18 protein-coding genes and 1 pseudogene are annotated in these 16688 nt (G+C 52.0%); 12 read left to right on the forward strand and 7 right to left on the reverse strand.

Annotated elements, in window-relative coordinates; translation table 11 throughout:
- A partial coding sequence (locus BUF15_RS27935; RefSeq protein WP_073616964.1) for a sulfur reduction protein DsrE occupies nt 1-186 on the forward strand: 186 nt, incomplete at its 5' end.
- A 481-nt stretch (nt 187-667) separates the two neighbouring features.
- On the opposite strand, the gene BUF15_RS25145 is transcribed toward BUF15_RS27935, so the two are convergent.
- The 7 genes and pseudogenes from BUF15_RS25145 to BUF15_RS25175 form a co-directional block, all read right to left on the reverse strand.
- Nucleotides 668-973: a DUF1330 domain-containing protein gene (locus BUF15_RS25145; RefSeq protein ID WP_073616966.1), complete on the reverse strand. Its 306-nt coding sequence runs from the start codon at nt 971-973 to the stop codon at nt 668-670.
- Nucleotides 970-1176 (reverse strand): annotated as a pseudogene (locus BUF15_RS25150) (Rdx family protein); the annotation flags it as partial. The gene BUF15_RS25145 and the pseudogene BUF15_RS25150, both read right to left, overlap by 4 nt.
- Before the next feature lie 103 nt (nt 1177-1279).
- A complete protein-coding gene (locus BUF15_RS25155) occupies nt 1280-2155 on the reverse strand; it encodes a radical SAM protein (RefSeq protein ID WP_073616970.1) in 876 nt (291 codons plus the stop codon).
- 17 nt (nt 2156-2172) lie between these two features.
- The gene (locus tag BUF15_RS25160; RefSeq protein ID WP_073616972.1) at nt 2173-2985 is read right to left on the reverse strand and encodes an SDR family NAD(P)-dependent oxidoreductase; all 813 of its coding nucleotides are present in this window, start codon (nt 2983-2985) and stop codon (nt 2173-2175) included.
- Between the two features lie 228 nt (nt 2986-3213).
- A complete protein-coding gene (locus tag BUF15_RS25165) occupies nt 3214-3621 on the reverse strand; it encodes a nuclear transport factor 2 family protein (protein WP_073616974.1) in 408 nt (135 codons plus the stop codon).
- Nucleotides 3621-4466, reverse strand: a complete 846-nt coding sequence (locus BUF15_RS25170) for an enoyl-CoA hydratase/isomerase family protein (protein WP_073616976.1) — start codon at nt 4464-4466, stop codon at nt 3621-3623. Before BUF15_RS25170 ends, BUF15_RS25165 begins: the two co-directional genes overlap by 1 nt.
- A gap of 68 nt (nt 4467-4534) precedes the next feature.
- Nucleotides 4535-5554 (reverse strand): zinc-binding alcohol dehydrogenase family protein, encoded by a 1020-nt coding sequence (locus tag BUF15_RS25175; RefSeq protein WP_073616978.1) that lies wholly within the window; start codon nt 5552-5554, stop codon nt 4535-4537.
- Nucleotides 5555-5741: 187 nt separating this feature from the next.
- Here BUF15_RS25175 and BUF15_RS25180 point away from each other — a divergent pair, with 187 nt between their 5' ends.
- The 11 genes from BUF15_RS25180 to BUF15_RS27945 all read left to right on the forward strand — a co-directional run.
- Nucleotides 5742-6068, forward strand: coding sequence for a winged helix-turn-helix transcriptional regulator (locus BUF15_RS25180; protein ID WP_073616980.1), 327 nt, complete (start codon nt 5742-5744; stop codon nt 6066-6068).
- A 615-nt stretch (nt 6069-6683) separates the two neighbouring features.
- Nucleotides 6684-7658, forward strand: coding sequence for a multiheme c-type cytochrome (locus BUF15_RS25185; protein WP_073616982.1), 975 nt, complete (start codon nt 6684-6686; stop codon nt 7656-7658).
- 15 nt (nt 7659-7673) lie between these two features.
- On the forward strand, nt 7674-8885 hold the full coding sequence (locus tag BUF15_RS25190; protein WP_073616984.1) for a U32 family peptidase: 1212 nt from the start codon (nt 7674-7676) through the stop codon (nt 8883-8885).
- Nucleotides 8882-10306 carry an SDR family oxidoreductase gene (locus tag BUF15_RS25195; protein ID WP_073616986.1) on the forward strand — a complete coding sequence of 475 codons (1425 nt, stop codon included), beginning with the start codon at nt 8882-8884 and terminating at the stop codon, nt 10304-10306. Before BUF15_RS25190 ends, BUF15_RS25195 begins: the two co-directional genes overlap by 4 nt.
- Before the next feature lie 28 nt (nt 10307-10334).
- A complete protein-coding gene (locus BUF15_RS25200) occupies nt 10335-11795 on the forward strand; it encodes an aspartate aminotransferase family protein (protein ID WP_143170877.1) in 1461 nt (486 codons plus the stop codon).
- A gap of 47 nt (nt 11796-11842) precedes the next feature.
- Complete coding sequence (locus tag BUF15_RS25205) at nt 11843-13768, forward strand: efflux RND transporter permease subunit (protein ID WP_143170878.1); 1926 nt, start codon at nt 11843-11845, stop codon at nt 13766-13768.
- The gene (locus BUF15_RS25210) at nt 13765-14805 is read left to right on the forward strand and encodes a hypothetical protein (protein ID WP_073616992.1); all 1041 of its coding nucleotides are present in this window, start codon (nt 13765-13767) and stop codon (nt 14803-14805) included. The genes BUF15_RS25205 and BUF15_RS25210 overlap by 4 nt, the downstream gene beginning before the upstream one ends.
- A gap of 2 nt (nt 14806-14807) precedes the next feature.
- Nucleotides 14808-15530 carry an alpha/beta hydrolase gene (locus BUF15_RS25215; protein WP_143170879.1) on the forward strand — a complete coding sequence of 241 codons (723 nt, stop codon included), beginning with the start codon at nt 14808-14810 and terminating at the stop codon, nt 15528-15530.
- A 628-nt stretch (nt 15531-16158) separates the two neighbouring features.
- On the forward strand, nt 16159-16341 hold the full coding sequence (locus BUF15_RS27940; protein WP_234981277.1) for a helix-turn-helix domain-containing protein: 183 nt from the start codon (nt 16159-16161) through the stop codon (nt 16339-16341).
- 21 nt (nt 16342-16362) lie between these two features.
- A complete protein-coding gene (locus tag BUF15_RS28545) occupies nt 16363-16539 on the forward strand; it encodes a two-CW domain-containing protein (RefSeq protein ID WP_407642654.1) in 177 nt (58 codons plus the stop codon).
- A partial coding sequence (locus BUF15_RS27945; RefSeq protein ID WP_234981278.1) for a hypothetical protein occupies nt 16500-16688 on the forward strand: 189 nt, incomplete at its 3' end. The genes BUF15_RS28545 and BUF15_RS27945, both read left to right, overlap by 40 nt.

Genomic DNA, 16688 nt, shown 5'->3' on the forward strand with positions numbered 1-16688 from the left:
AATTATACAGATGAGGTGATTTGGAATGCCTTCAGGTTAGCAAATATCATGCTCGAAGAAATGGATGATGTTAGCATTTTTCTCAATGGTCCGTCTGTCAAATACGAGTCGCTCGATTCAATCCAATTTCCATTGCTGGAACTCGCTAAAATCTTCACCCTTTCTGAAGGGCAACTATTTGCCTGAGGTAAGTTAATGGACCTCCACGGTGTGGAGAAAGGCTACCATAAAAGAGGAACCCAGAAGGAACTGTATCAGCTGATAAAAGAAAGTGATAAAGTGCTGGCTTTTTGAAGTCTATTCATTATTGATTAGTTTTTCGCTGCGATCATGGCCAATGAGCCAACATAGAGATATGGTCCTGGTTAAGGTATATGGTGGCAATGTTTATCATATCATTAAATCTGTAAATTCACTTTGTTCCTGATATGGTGGAATCGGCCAACAACCTATAATTGCACCAAAATGGAGCAACTGTAAGGAAGAGATAACCAAAGACTCTCAAAAGTGCAGCCAAACTACAACTTGAGGTGCCTACTGTTGCTTTCAACGGGCAAGGAGCAACCCTCACCCGTTTTGGCACGCCTAGTCGAACTTCTTACGCAGCATTTCATAGGCCACCACGCGATGGTCTCTTCATTCCCGAACGGTGTCGAGGGAGTATGCATTAGGATCGTGCGCCATCTTCACCAGCCACGAAATAGAATTTACCGAAAGATCCCTCCTTTCCTGCCTCGCGCAGCGGCGTGTACTCAGGGCTGTTGTAAAAGCCATAAGCTGCCTCCCTCGAGGGAAACTCAAGAATGACCGCTGTCTGGGGGACGGAGTCGGTGCCTTCAACCTGGTCGATGTTGGATGTCCGGGCAAGGTATTTCCCCCCGTATCGCTCGACGATCTGATTGACGTGGGCGAGGTAGGGGCCAACCCAGTGCGGGCTGGTCACGTTCACTTCTGCGACAGCATAGTATTTCATAGGGTGTCCACCCTCTCTTTATTCCCGTAGGTTGTAAGCAGTTCCTCGACAAGCCTCTCCTCATTCGGGAATCTACCGGTTTTGGATTTCGAAAAGACAAGGTGATCATCGACCTTGACATCAAACCTTCCGACTCCCCTGGCCAAAAGATGAGGTTGAATACCCAGGGCACTTTCAATTTTTGCAGCCAAACTGACTGCCTTCGGCTGGTAGTTTCACACCGAGCAATAGGTGATGGTTACTTCCATATGGTTGTCCATGGGGTATGTATTTTCCAATAGAAGGCAGAGGTCTCATGTTCTACCTCTACCAGGGGGAAGTGAGCAGTACTTCCTTTTTGGTCACCGGGTTATTGGTGATTGCGTATTCGATTTTCTGCAGGAAGAAGTCCCTGTAGGCCGGTAACATGCCTCTCAACGTCTCAATATTGTTACCGTGATCGCCCCAATACATCATTTTGAAATCTTCGAGATTTTCGAGCATATACTTCTCTTCTTCAAGGATCTGCATCGGGGTGGCCTGGACAAATTCGCCCGATGCCACCTGCTGGGCGAGGATAGTGCCCGGCTGAATCGTCAGAGCCATCGGAGCAAGTTCCTCAGGCTGGAGAATGTTGAGCAACTCGGTGGTTGCGACGATATGCTCCCTGGACCGTTCCTTGCCGCCGATGCCGAAGATTATGGAGATAAGCACCTCGATTCCAGCGGATTTGGCATGGGCCATGCCTTGCTTGGCTTGCTCAGGAGTCAGTCCCTTGCCTATGCACTCAAGGACCACGGGATCGCCGGACTCAAGACCGGTGTAGACTTTGGACAAGCCCGCCGCCTTGAGCTGCTTCAGTTCATCGATTGATTTGCGCCTGAGGTCGTTGAGTCCTGCGTAAAGTGAGATTTTTTCCATCTCCGGGAAAGTTTCAGTGATCTTGTTGAGAACTTTCAGAAGAAAATCCGTTTTCAGGGCCAGGACGTTGCCATCAATAAGGAAGATTGAGCGGAGGCGGCGAAAGCAGGTCCTCGCCTCGTCTATATCCCTGAAGATGTCATCGAGGTCTCTGATACGGAACTTTTTGTCCCTGAACATGTCGCAGAAGGTGCACTTATTATGGCTGCAGCCTAGTGTCGTCTGGATTAGAAAGCTGTCGGCCTCTATCCAGGGGCGGTATACTTTTCCTTCGTAATTCATGGTGCACTCTCTTGGTTTCAGGCAAGTTTTTCGGCGAGTATCGTCTCAATTGTGGCAACGATATCCGCACATTTTCCAGGATGAAGTGCATCTGGATGGGGAGAAGAAAACTGGCTGATGTCATTGTCGAAATATTTGCCTGAAGCTTTCGCAAACTCATCGGAGAATGCCGCCCGGCAGAGGATATCTGCGCCGATGCGAAGATCAGCACCTTCTACTCCGTAGGCCTCCTTGACCATCTTGCTGCCAAGCATTGACATGGGGTTCACCGCGATAATGGCCGGTCCGTTTTCTCCCAGTGAACTGGCCAGGTCGATCGACCACATGGTGAGTGCCAGCTTACTCTGAGCATAGGCCAGGTTATCTGAGGTAATGAAACGCTCACCTCTAAGGGCCTGCGGAGCAACCGATGCCTGGGCGGCTGAAGAGAGATTGATGACTCTCCCTGAAGCGTTCATCAGCGGTAACAGCTTCTTAGTTAATAGGTATGGGGCAAGGGTATTGACGGCAAACCGGATATCGAACCCATCTTCGGTAGTTTCATCTGGCGCTCCGTACACCCCGGCATTGTTGATGAGCACATCCAGCTTGTCATGTTTCTCTGCAATGGCTGCCGCCAGGGCAGCGACGTTCCGCATAATCGAGAGATCGGCGGTGTAGGTTTCAATTTGACCGGCCCCTGCAACCTTTTTCAGCAAATCGACTACCTTTTCCAGCTTTGCGCTATTGCGTCCGTGTAGCAGGAGGGTGTGGCCCATGGGGGCCAGCATTTTTGCTGTTTCAAGGCCAATACCGTCGGTTGCGCCGGTAAGTAGTATTGTTTTTGTCATCGTCTCATGTTTTCCGTGTTTATGCTGCCCGGCCAGATGGTGCGGCCAAGCAGCAGTGGTGTGTTGACTGGGCAAATCAGCGGCTTCCCATCATATAGAACTGGTCGTCCGACCGTATGGCCGAAAAGTTTATCATTCTTTTGGAAAGATTAAAAATAAGGTGATTCCGGCAACATTCAAAATATCTTCATCGGAAAAGCTGTGTGAACGAAGTGCTTCGAAATTTGCTTAGTTTTCATCAACAAACACCTTTTTGACATGGCAAGTATCCATGTATTCCTTTACCAAAGCGATCTTGCCCTCTTTCATGATGACCAGGAAATGGTAGAGGTTGTTATATACCGTCCCGTTTCCCTTGATGCCGAAGGACTCCATCTCAACAGCAACTCTGCCCCCTTCTGCAGTCCAGCCAATCGGGGTGAGATTCATGCTGTCCGGGAAGGCGTCTTTCACTGCGACGATCAGGTCAGCTATCGCCGCCTTGTCCATCTCGCCTGACATGGGCAAGCCGCCATCCCGACCCATGGCCCGCCAGACGACACTCTCGTCGAGGAGAGAGAGGGCGCCCTGCACATCCGCTGCAACAAAGCGTTGAAAAAACTCGCGGACCTTTTCCTTGTTGTGCTCGGAATCCATCACTTGATCTCCTGGATGCCTATCACTGCGTCATTGAAATTGCGCTGATTGGCGATGTCGTTCTGGAAGCCGGACTCGTCTGCGGCAGTAAACCGCTTGATGGCAGGGGTCTTGCTGGTGGCCTGGTAGAGCCAGTAGGCTTCTTCTTTAAGTGCCTCGCCAATCGGCAGGTCGATGGAGGCATAAACAGCGCGCTTGCAGGCCTTTATGGAATCCGCTGGGAAGTTGGCGATGCGTTTCGCCAAAGTATCAACGTAAGCGCCGATCTCTTCCTGGTCGAGGGCTTTGTTGATGGTGCCGTAGGCCTCGGCCTCGTCGGCGTCGAAGTCACGGGCGCTGAGAATGATCTCTAGGGCACGGCCCAAGCCCGCCTGGCGTGCCATACGGGAGGCACCACCACCGCAGGGCAGAATGCCCATGCCGACTTCCATCTGCATGAATTTGGCCTTGCCACGAGCAGCAAACCGCATATCGCAGGCGAGTACGAACTCATGGCCGCCACCACGAGCGAATCCCTCGATCTTGGCGATGGTTGCCTGGGGCAGATTGGAGATGCGCTCCAGGGTGGTCTGGAGATCAAGCAGTTTGACCTCTTCGCGTGACACTACCTCTGTTGACATATCTTTCAGGAAGTTGGTGTCGGCGTGGGCCACGAAGATCTCTGGGTGGGCCGACTGGAAGACCACAACCTTGATGCTGCGGTCAACTTCCAATTTATGGGCCAGCATGTTCAGGTCCGCGATCATCGGCAGCCCCTGGATATTTACCGGCGGGTAGTCGAAAGTGACTGTCAGGATCGCGCCGTTTCTCTCAGCTCTGAATGTGGTATAGCCTGTGTATTCCATGATGTTTTCCTCTATGTTGTTTATAAACGGTGGTTACGTGGCAAAATGGCACTTGCTTTCCTGCTCTACTATGATGCAAATCCCTCGAGGACGTTCTTGCCGATGACCCGTCCGCTTTCCTGTTCGATATGGGCCTTCTTCAGAGTCTCAACGCTCAGTTTGCCCAGGTTTCCGGTGACGGTTGAGATAAGCGTGCCGTTATCTATGAGTTCAGAGACCCGGTTGAGCAGCTCATGCTGTTTTTCGATATCTTCCGTCTGAAACATCGAACGGGTGAACATGAACTCCCAGCTGAAGCTCAAAGCTTTGAGTTTGATGGTATTGATGTCGAGCGATTGAGGATCGTCGATCAGGGCGATGTGACCGCGGGGCTTGATGAGCTCGACGATTGCGGGAAAATGACTCTCCGTCCCGTTGAGCGAGGCGACATAACGTGGCGTCAGCCCAAGCTCGCTTATCTGCTCGGAAAGTGATTCCCGATGGTTGATTACCATGTCGGCGCCCATCTTTCTTATCCAGTCAACAGTATCCTGGCGCGAGGCCGTGGCAATAACTGTGAGGCCGGTCAGCTTCTTAGCTAGCTGGATCAGAATCGAGCCGACCCCGCCGGCTGCGCCGATGACCAACAAGCTCTCTCCCTGACCTTCACCTTCTTTGAGTCCGAAGGAATCGAAGAGGATCTCCCATGCAGTGATTGAGGTCAGCGGGAAACCTGCGGCTTCGGCAAAACCGAGAGTCTTTGGCTTCTTGCCGACAATTCGTTCATCGACAGCGTGGAACTCGGCATTGGTCCCTGGGCGGGTCAGGTCGCCCGAATAGAAGACCTCATCTCCCACGTTGAACCTGCTGACCTTGCTGCCAACCTCCCTGACAACACCTGCAGCATCGTAGCCGATGACCTTGGTCTGCCCTTTCTCTGGTCCCAGCGCGGGCATGGCTCTCACTTTCACATCCACAGGGTTCAGCGATATACCCCTGATTTCAACCAAAAGGTCTCTTGGGCCAATTTGCGGGGTCTCGGCATCAAACTCAACAAGCGCATTCTGAGCGGTAATTGGGCCAGCCTGCGTATATCCGATTGCTTTCATCTTTTTTTCCTCTCTGCTACGTTATGATTTTGGCTAAGATTCGTTTTGCTTGACTGGAGCAAATATAGACTGTAGCTTTGAATACTCAAGTAGGCAAAAATTAATGACGTAGTATTAAAAAACATACTAATGCTGTAATATATAGGCTTTTACCGCATTTAAAAAAACCAACTGGCAAGGAAATCAAATGCGGCACAGTACGTATGAATGTAATAAAGGGTGTCCCGTCGAGGCGACACTGGAGATAATCGGTGGCAAGTGGAAAGGGGTCATTCTCTACCACTTGCTGGAGAATACCTATCGCTTTGGTGAGTTGAGGAAGATGATGCCGGGAATTACCCAGCACACGTTGACCAAGCAGCTCCGTGAGCTCGAGGGAGACAATCTTGTCCTACGCAAGATTTATGCGGAAGTGCCACCGCGAGTGGAATACTCACTTACCGAACGAGGCGAAAGTCTGAGAGAAATCATACTAATGATGCGTGACTGGGGGAGGGTACATTTAGGATTGTAGCATGTCACGGAGGTTTCTTATCTGATGAGCTACAGTTTCAATAAATTGAAATGGAAAATCCACACTGGTTTGGATTCCCAGATTATAATGGGAAACATTGAAGATTTCAGCTGCCCACCTAAAATGGTTTTCAGCGAGGACAGTTGAGAAGAATCCTGATATGTTGGGATCGACCAACAACCTATAATTGCGCCAAAATGGAGCAACTGTAAGGAAAAGATTACCAAAGAAAGTTTTTAAAAGTGCAACAGAGTTCCAACCAGAGGTGGCTACTGTCCTGAAAAAATCTGTCGTTTTGGTAATCCTAACACAAAAAATGCAGTCTCAGATGAGAGATTTTCCCTGAGTTGCTATTTTGTATTGTGTAAAAATTATTGTGGAAAAAATTGAGGTTACACCTAGGAAATGATGCACTCTCTCCAGACAACTTGCATCCCCACCTCCCCCTGCTATCAAAGAAAGAGTGGACCTCTTTGTAAGTGACTTTGAGTACCACACGGAAAAGACGTTGCCTGCAGCGAAAAAACCTTTGTAGTCATAACTGTGAAGAGTTATCATTCTCTGTCATTGGTTTTCCCCCACCTCTTGTGAAGTCGACAATAAGGAACTGACTTTATGCTGGTACGCTCTCTGGCGACCGTGATTCTGGTGCTGCTTGGTTTGGCAGGATGTACCACATTTCGTCCATTAACAGACGTCAACAACCAGGAAAAACGAGGGCCAAAAGCAGAAGCATGCGCTGAATGTCATTCTGCTCAGCATATGGAGTGGCAGAGTTCCCCCCACGCAACAGCCTACACCAATCCGGCTTTCCAGAAGGCTTTCAACGACGCCGGGGACAATGAATGTCTAACATGCCATGCCCCAATCGGTATTCGGGAAGATACCCCCCAGGCTCGGACCTTCAACCTTACGAGCGGCGTGGATTGCATATCCTGCCACTACTCTCTGGGAAAGATGCACGGACCTCATCCTTCTTCGGCGCTGTTTCAGCCACACCCGATCGAAGAGAACGACCAATTCTATCTTACCAACGAGTTCTGCGGGCGATGTCACAATGAAACCGTAGCTGAACAACCAACCGAGGTCCCGAATTCCGCAAAGATGCCCTGCCTCTCCTGTCACGCTGCCCCTGAGAGCAGAACTCCTAGCCAGGGTAGCGGGGTATTCTCCAATGCTCTTGTCGCTTTTGAGAAAGAAGTACCGAGCCACAGTCACGCAATACGGCTGGCAAACCTCAAGTCTTCCGCAATGGCGGTAAAGCTCGTATTTAGTCAGCAACAGAACAGCCTCACACTCATCAACGACCTGCCGCACAACCTGCCGACCGGCACCTATGGCGACAAGGCGATCGATTTGCAGACACAATTGTTCAGCGGAGAGCTGGAACTTGCCAGCCAAACCATGCGGTTTTGTGACGCTTCGCACCCACTGACGCCGCATCAGCAAAAAAACGTCGAGATCACCTTGCAAAGGACAGGAGTTCAGCCGGATACCTTACTGATAACACTCGTCCGCACTGACGATGGAGGCGGTTTTCGTGAACCGGTTGTCCTGCTCCGGCAACGGATAATACTTTCCTCCCAATAATCCTTATATTTCGATATGCTATTTCTGAGCGCACCGACACCATTTACCGCATCATTTCTTGAGCAGATCAGTGAGCTCAACAGCCAGTTTGCCGGAACCGGCTCCAGGGTTGGCGAAGTCTATGGCTCATTCCAGTCAGGTCTCTTTCATTCCGCACGGCCGGCCAAATACCTGCCCGGCATCAGCCACCAGCAGTTCACTCACCATATAGCCAAAGCCAAACAACTCGGGATCCAGTTCAATTACCTCCTCAATGCTCCAAGCTATGCCAACATGGAATACACCCATGAGGGGCGAGTGCAGTTGGAAGAACTATTGTCGTTCCTGGTCGATTGCGGCGTCGACTCTATCACTGTCGCCATCCCCTATCTGGTTGAAATCATCAGTAAACGATTTCCATCTCTCAAGGTCGTCGTGTCGACCATCGGTTATGTCAACAGCATCGCCGGCCTGCAGCAATTCACGGAGGCAGGAGCCACCAGAATCGTTCTTGATGTCGAGGTAAACCGCGACTTCGCCTTTCTCGAACAGGCCAACCACGACACGAAGGTGCCCCTGGAAGTCATTGCCAATCCGGTCTGTGTCAGCCAGTGCAATTTCAAATACAACCATTACTGCGTAGCCTCAAGCGGTGCCCAGAGTCATCTCTATGGCGGGGCGGGAAGGCCCTACAACCAGTATTATCTCAACTGGTGCTTTCTCAAAAAGCTTCGCGATCCGGCAGAATTCCTGAAAAGCCCATGGATACGGCCGGAAGATCTCCCATTGTGGACCTCCGCCGGAATCCGTTTCTTCAAGATCGCCGGCAGAGGACAGGGGGAAAATGCCATCGTTAGTCTTTGTCGAGGCTACCTGGACGGCCATTACTCCGGCAACCTCCTCGAACTGCTCGGCTGGCCGCACTGGCACGCCTTTCGGGATAATCCGGACGGTACTAGACTTGCCGAACTCGATATCCGGATAAACAATGACCGACTCGACGGTTTCCTCGATTTCTTCTCCAGCAGAAAACCAGAGTGCCGCCTTGGCTGCGACCGCTGCGGCCACTGCAGGAAATGGGCAAAAAAGGTTATCGAGATAAGCGACCAGGCCCTGCTGCAAAAATATGTCGAGAATATGAGAGCAAACTCGCTGCACCTCGTGACCGACATCCCCGGTGAGGATGAAACACAGCGGGAACATTCCCATTGGCAGGCAATGGCAACTCGGCAAGAGGTACAGGAATGAATGGCGCAGTCCTTGTAACTGGCGGCACCGGTGTCGTCGGGCGCGCCCTGGTCAGTGGACTGGTAGCTACTGGTCGCAGGGTTATACTGCTTAGCCGGGGCATGCAGCCCATCAGATTTGCAAATGGGGCTGAACATCTCCATGGCGATGTTGCCAAACCGGCTCTCGGTCTCGAACAAACCGCGTATACCCAACTGGCAGAACAGATTACGTCTATATATCACCTGGCCGCACGCACCGACTTCAAGAGTTCCGAAGTCGAGGAATACGTACCCATCAACATCGATGGCTGCCGCAACGTTCTCGCTTTAGCCCATCGGGCTGGAGCACATCTGCATCATGTTTCGACGGCGTTCGTCTGTGGCACCCACGCCGGCCGTTTCGGCGAACACCAGCTCGAATGCGGCCAGAAATTTCGCAACGGCTACGAACACAGCAAGTTTGTCGCAGAACGCGAACTCCGCCGACTTGCTGACCAGAACGGCGTACCCCTGACCGTATATCGTCCTTCGATCATCCTCGAACGCAAACCCGACAGCGCCTCCGCCATCGGCTTTGGCCCGTTCGTCTTTCTGGACGCAGTCTTCAGGTTGCTGCTCAGTCCGGCCTACCGGCAGCATGGCAGCGGAGTCATCCGGATTGCCGGTTCGAGTATAAGCCAGCTTCCCTTTATATTCGATGACGACGTCGCCCGGGCCCTGCTCGCCATCTCAGCCTCCGATGCCTGCAAAGGGCAAACATACCATCTCGTAGCGAAGCAGCCCTTTGCCAACACCGCTCTTGAGGACATATTCAACCGAGCTTTCGGCCGCAAGGTGGCCTGCTGGGTTGATCAACGGGAATTCGAATCCCGTCCTCCGGATAAAGGTGAGCGTATTATCGCCCGCAAGACGGCAATGTACTCCCCCTATCTCGACCTCACCGTTCAATTCTCCCGGACCAACCTCGATCTGGTCATGGGCGAGGATTTTTGCCGATCAGTTACCCCAGATGAGGTCTTCCGGGCTTTTCACTACTTCCTGCAGGCAAAAAAGAATAGCGACAACGTCGTTGTCCATTCCACCGAGCAGCAGGCTGCAGTGCGAGAATACTTCACCTCTTTCCTGCCAGTGATCATGGGAAAGAACCTCATCGATAATCTTGTCTCCCTTTCCTGCAACTTCTGGATAACCGTTGAACAACTGGGACATTACAGCCTGGTCATCGACAACGGCAAGCTGACTGACATCAACACCAACAGGCAGGGAGCCTTTGGTTATCGGATCGGAGCGGAAACATTTCTGCAGGTAGTCACCGGCAAAATGACACCGCAGCAGGGCTTTTTCAACGGCAGCATCGAGATCGAGGGCAAAATGCTGGAAGCGTTGCAGACAGCCGTTGCCCTTGAGGAGTTCTTTCGGCTCAAGCCATTCATTGTATAATGACTTTTACCAATCGGATGACATAACCATGGACAACAGCTGGATTCACGTCAACGAGGTTGCAGGCCGCGACTACAGTAAATGTGTTGAGGATTTCAGGAAATTCATCAACCCTGGCCTCGTCGCCCTGCTGGAGATGGGCGAGTATACCACCATCCGTCCGATAAACGCCCGGGGAGCCACCATCACTGACCAGAACGGACGGAAAATCCTCGACTTCGTCTCATCTTACGGAGCCCTCAACCTCGGACACAATCATCCTGAAGTACGGCAAGCCATGGAAATGCTCCTTGGCGAGCAGCGGGTCGACCTTTCCAAGGAACTGCTCTCCCCCTATGCAGCCTGCCTGGCACGAAACCTCAGCCAACTCGCGCCGGGAGATCTCAATCGTTTCTATTTCTGCAATTCCGGCACCGAGGCCGTTGAAGCTGCCCTGAAGCTTGCGGCCCGCTATTTCAAGGGCAAACGTCCGCAATTCATCTACGCCGAGAACTCATTGCACGGCAAAACGCTGGGTTCATTGTCAGTGACAGGCGGCGAAAAATTGCGGCAGTACTTTCCGTTGTTTCCAGGGATAATGGTACCATACGGCGAGGCTACCGCCGTTCGCCGAGTGCTTGAAGAACAGCAGACCCAAGGAGTAAACACGATTGCCGGAGTCATCCTCGAACCGATCCAGGGGGAAGCCGGCGTCATTGTACCGCCACCTGGATACCTTCGGGAAATCAGGAAAATCTGCGACCAGTTCGGCGTGCTGCTCATTCTCGATGAAATTCAGACCGGGCTCTGTCGCACAGGAACATTCTTTGCCTGCCAACATGAGAATGTCGTGCCGGACATCATGGCGATCGCCAAGTCCCTCGGTGGCGGCATGGTCTCCATAGGCGCAACACTTTCCACAACCCGAGTCTTCCACACCGCCTACAGCAACCCTCACGACTGCCTGGTCCAGACCTCCACATTCGGCGGCAGGAGCATCTGCTGCGCTGCCGCCATGGCCGCCCTGGAAGTCTATCGGCGCGACAATTTGGCCGATCAGGCAAAAATCCTGGGAGAAAGGATGATGACCGGGCTGCTGGCAATACAGGAAAAATATCCGCAATGGATTAGGGATGTCCGGGGCAGAGGTCTGATGATCGGCATTGAATTCAATGAGGATATCATTGATTCGGCACCGTATCTTCCTGCCAGGATTCCGGGCTTGAAAAATGTCCTCAAGGAGCACCTGCCTGGCATGATCGCTGCGGCGCTGCTCAAACACCACAATATTCTCGGGACCCTGATGCTCAACAACCGTTCGGTCCTGCGCGTCTATCCGCCCTTGATTATTACTGCAGCCGAGATAGACCATTTCCTCAGTTCCCTTGACTCACTGCTCGCCCAGGGCCCGAAGATTCTGGTAAAAGAACGGGTCAACCACGCCATCGGTTCCTTCGGTATGAGATTTATAACTCCCTGGGTCAGTTCGTTGGGAGCGAAACAGGGATGATGGACCGACTGTTTGTGAGGTGGTCGCAGTGGGTCCTGGGGCATCGTATGATTGCCGTCTCCGCCCTGGTGATGTTCACACTGGGCTGCATAATGCTGTCGACCAGATCCAAGGTCGACAACTCACTCTCCGTCTGGCAATCGAAACACGATCTGCACTGGCAGCATTATCAGCAGTTTCAGGAAGAAAATCAGATCAGTGATCCGCTGGTAATATATTTCCCGTCTCTCAGGCAGCAGGAATACACCGCCTTAAGGGACCAGCTGGGCCAGACCTGCGAATGCGCGCTTTCAGGTTTTTTCATTGCCGGTCAGCCGGGGTCGGACAAAGCCATCCTGCTGCTCAAGCCTCCGGCCGACAGTCCGCCCGACGTCCTTGACGGGCTGGTGAAGCTTGCCAGGAGCGTTCTCGACCAAAGTGGCAAAAACTACCATCTCGGCGGCGTCTGGTATGTAACCGCAATGCTTGACAGCTATTCCGCGAGATCGGTGTCCCTGCTTTTCCCCGTTGTGATTGCAGTGCTCTGGCTCGGCGTATGGTATTTTCTGCGGCATACCGGCAATGTGATGCTGGTTATGGCCTGCGGCATTATTCCGGCAATGCAGATTATCGGCCTTATTGCCCTCTGGCAGGTCAAGCTCAATATGGTACTGCTCGCCCTGCCGCCGATGACCATGATCCTCGGTATAGCGTACGCCATTCACCTGGCAGCCAAAAGGGCAGCTCAGGAACCAATGGCACGTCACCGGTTGTTTGCCTCCATCGCGGCGCCGTGCCTGCTCGCCGCAATGACCACCGTCCTGGGATTTCTTTCGCTGACAATCTCCGATTACGATCCGGTCCGCCAGCTTGGTGTCTGGGGTTCAGTGGCCACTACCCTGGCCTTGATCAACGCCCTGATCCTGCTGCCAGCTTTCTACCGATCTGACCATCTCGGCGTGTCAGTTCGCCTGTCGTTCCTGAATGCTGCATTCCTGAAACGCCGTCGACTGCCCCTGCTGGTTGGGTTTACCGCCGCGTTGGTAGCGGCTGTATTCGGCCTGCATCGCCTGAAGACCGGCTCCCTGATCCTCGACTTTTTCTACCCTTCGGCAGAGGTGTACAGAAACTATTCCGCCATCGAATCCTCGGGGCTCGGGCTTACTCCGTTTGAAATCGACCTCAAAGATAGTCATCTTGACACCGTCAAACTGAACCAGACTCTGCTCACCTGGGCAAAACAGCAATCGGTAATCACACACTTCATCTACTTTTTCCCGGAAGGTCAGGTGGTTGTCCAAACCACCGACCATGGGCTGCCCCTGCCCTCACCGAGCGATCTGCAATACATCACCAGCCCGGCACAACGAGCGACGGTCCTTCTGCGAACGGTCTCTTCGGAGAAGACCCTTGACCTTGCCGATGAACTCAACGCCTACCTCGTCAACACCTTCGGCCCGCTCCCCCATCCGTATGTCACAGGATCGGTTCCACTCTACACCCGAGGGCAAAGTGCGCTGTTCTCCTCCATGGCCAAAAGTTTCAGCTTTGCCTTCATTTCCGTGTCACTCATTATTGGTCTTTCCTTGAGATCATGGCGTTACGGATTGATAGCTATTTTCCCCAATATCCTGCCGGTTGTGTTCATCCTCGCGGCAATGGGATGGGTTGGGGTACCATTGAGCGTATCCACCATCACCGTGGCCAGCATCGTCTTCGGTATTGTGGTCGACGATACCATCCATTTCCTTCATCGCCTGCGAACTGTCGAGGGGAACCTTATAGAACGCCTGCAGTTGAGTCTTGACCATGTCGGACCAGCAATCATCATCACCTCAGTTGTTTCAGGAATGGGCTTTGCCGGCTTTGCCGCCTCCCCGTTCATCCCTCTCAGGGATTTCGGTCTCATAATCAGCGGTGCCCTGCTGCTTGCCATGCTCTGCGATCTGTTGCTCTTGCCTGCCATTCTCTTCACCTGGAGATCTGAATCATGACCCATCTTCAAGATATTCTGGACATTCATTTCGAACCTGCCGGAGGCACGAAGTACTGGCTCGAACAGCAGGAGCGGTTGCACATCGATGCACGCCATACAATTACCTCGATTGAAGACCTGTCTCTTTTTGGTTTGATGGATGTCGAAGCTCTGCGATCCCGTCCATTGTTGGATTTCGTCCCTCGCCGCTACCATGATCAGCTGCAGCAGATGATTCTCTCAGAAACAGGGGGAACCTCAGGGTCACCCTGCCGGCGGATCTATTCCGAAGAGGATTTCAACAACGGCTTCGTCAAACCATGGCTTACGGCAGTGGAGCGGCACCACTTCCCCCGCGGTGGCCGGTGGCTGTTCGTCGGCCCTTCAGGACCACATATTATTGACCGTTCGGCACGGACCATGGCCCGCTCACTTGGCAGCCTCGAACCTTTTACCCTTGATTGCGATGTACGCTGGATCAAGCGACAGGCAAAAGGTTCGATCGGTTATACCCTCTATCTCGACCATGTACTGTCCCAGGCCATGAACATTATCCAGACCCAGGAGATCGACACCCTCTTTACCACCCCACCCCTCCTGCTGCTCATGGGCGAGCACATGAGCAGCGAACAGCGACAGGCAATACGAGGTATCCATACCGGCGGCATGGCCATGGATGAAAACAGTTGGCATCACGTCACCCGTCTCTTCCCAGAAGCAGTGGTGCTGCCAGGTTACGGCAACAGTCTGTTCGGGGTCTGTTTTCCGCTCTCACCCGACCAGCCGGATGTTTTCGAGTCCGGAGATGGCAAGAGACTGATCATCGAGTTAGTACCGTGGACAGGACAAGGACAGGATGGTTTCGTGCCGACCGCCAGAGCAAAAGCAGACGAAAGGGGCCGCGTCTTCTGTCATATCCTGGACCCGACCTTCCTACTTATCAATATGCTGGAAAGAGAAACCGCTGTTGCAACCCCTCTGCCAAACGGGACAACAGGATTGACCGATATCCGGCCTATTGCCCTGCCTTCCATCAAGCAGGAAGGCGTCTACTAATCGTGTCCATACGCCACTCACAGGATACAAGCGCAAGCCTGTTCCAGCACAGCCTTGCCATCCCTTGTCCCTTCGGCGTCCTGGAAGGCCGAATGCTCTTCACGGATGCGCACCATACCGGCCCGGGAGCTGTGATTTGTCCACCCCATCCCCTCTTGGCCGGCAACATGGACAACAACGTCATCACAGCCATTGCCTCAACCCTGGCAAATCATTGCCCAGTGTTGCTTTTCAATTACCGAGGGGTCGGCAGCAGCGACTCTCCCCAAAACCACCTGCCGCTGTTTGAACTCTGGAAGGGGATTGACACTACTGCAGCGTATGGTGAGATTGTGCAGGATCTCCGCACGATATTGGCGTATACGGCCAGGCTGTTCCGGGGAATCCACCTCGTCGGATATTCCTTTGGCAGCTACATAGCTCTCGAGGCAGTCAATGATACCATCGCAAGTTTTACCGCCATTGCACCTCCGCTGAGCGAACACGACTATTCCGCGCTCTTCGACCTGACCATCCCCACCCTGATGCTTCTGGCCGAACAGGACACACTCCTTGGCACTTTACCACCTCTGCCTGAATCGTTCAGAGGGCGGTGTCATCACATCCCTGCCAGTGATCATTTCTTTAGAAACAGGGAGCAGGAACTCGCAACCCGAATTCTCACCTTCATTTGCGAGATTCCCAGAATGAACAGCCACAACGAGGCAACGAGTAGCGGCAGATAAGACCGGTGGCCACACGAAAATCGGTGTTTCGGAAGCGAGGACTGCAACCTGGGCAATCCAATCTGTCTCTCTCAGAAAAATTATAAAGGCAGGCCATGCAGACATATAGTCTGTCGTTCACAACCGCTCACCCGAGACCTAGAGAGACATCTCAGATCATTCGAACAGTCGTTACGACTGCACAGCATGTTGCAAACGTTGGTGCCAAAGTCAACGTGACGGAAAAAGTTCGAAACCTCAAGATGGAGGCAATGAACCTGCCCGCTTTAGTGAAGATAGGGTGCTGGGATAACTTGCAATGTCTTTTGAACGCTCAGGTATGGCTTGAAAAACCTGTTTCCGAAAATATTCAAAGTTTAAAGGATGCCTGTTGGGATTCTGGTGAGAAACCAACAAACTAATAGATACCATACCACATTAAAAGACCGGCACGATTTCAGTAACCATGATGCTTGCGTACATTTTAGAGTAAAGGAACAATCCGTAGTGTTTTTTTCGCTGGTGATCTTTAAGTCGAATCAAATATGGTCGTCGTGATTTTCGTAAATACCTTATATCCTTGAATGAGTACAAATAATACCGGCGCTAAAACATTGTGGCGGACCGGTCAGGCAAAGGAGGCAACATTTTGGATAATGCAGAATTCAATCAAATCCGGAAAAAGTTAGGAAAGAGTCAAAAACAACTTGCCGCCCTGTTGGAAGTTTCATTGAAAGCAGTTGGAAGCTATGAACAGGGGCTACGTTCTATTCCAGCCTATATTGAAAGAAATCTTTTTTTCTTTCTGATTTATCATGGAGGAAAACCATGAAAAGATTTTACTTGCTGGGAAGTGAAAAATTGTCATCAGAAGGAACAATGCCCAGCATGGGAGTTTCAGAGCGGAAATATGTGCTGGTTTATGTATGGTACCCTTTGCAATGGCACTTGCGACTCTACCTACACTGAGAAGATAGAAAACTGTCGATCATGTATCATTTTCAATTCACTTATTCAGCAAGACAACTAGTCACAACCAATCGTCAGCAAACAGCAATCGGTGATGTGGAGATTGTGATTAAGATACTGACTACTGTAATTGTAGGGAGATACTTTCCACAACAACCAAGAATTGCCGCCGTATTGGGTATTGTGGTGCGTTTTATTCACCAAAGCTAT

Origin of the sequence: Desulfopila aestuarii DSM 18488, assembly GCF_900143695.1 — a bacterium.
GTDB classification, from domain to species: Bacteria; Desulfobacterota; Desulfobulbia; order Desulfobulbales; family Desulfocapsaceae; genus Desulfopila; species Desulfopila aestuarii.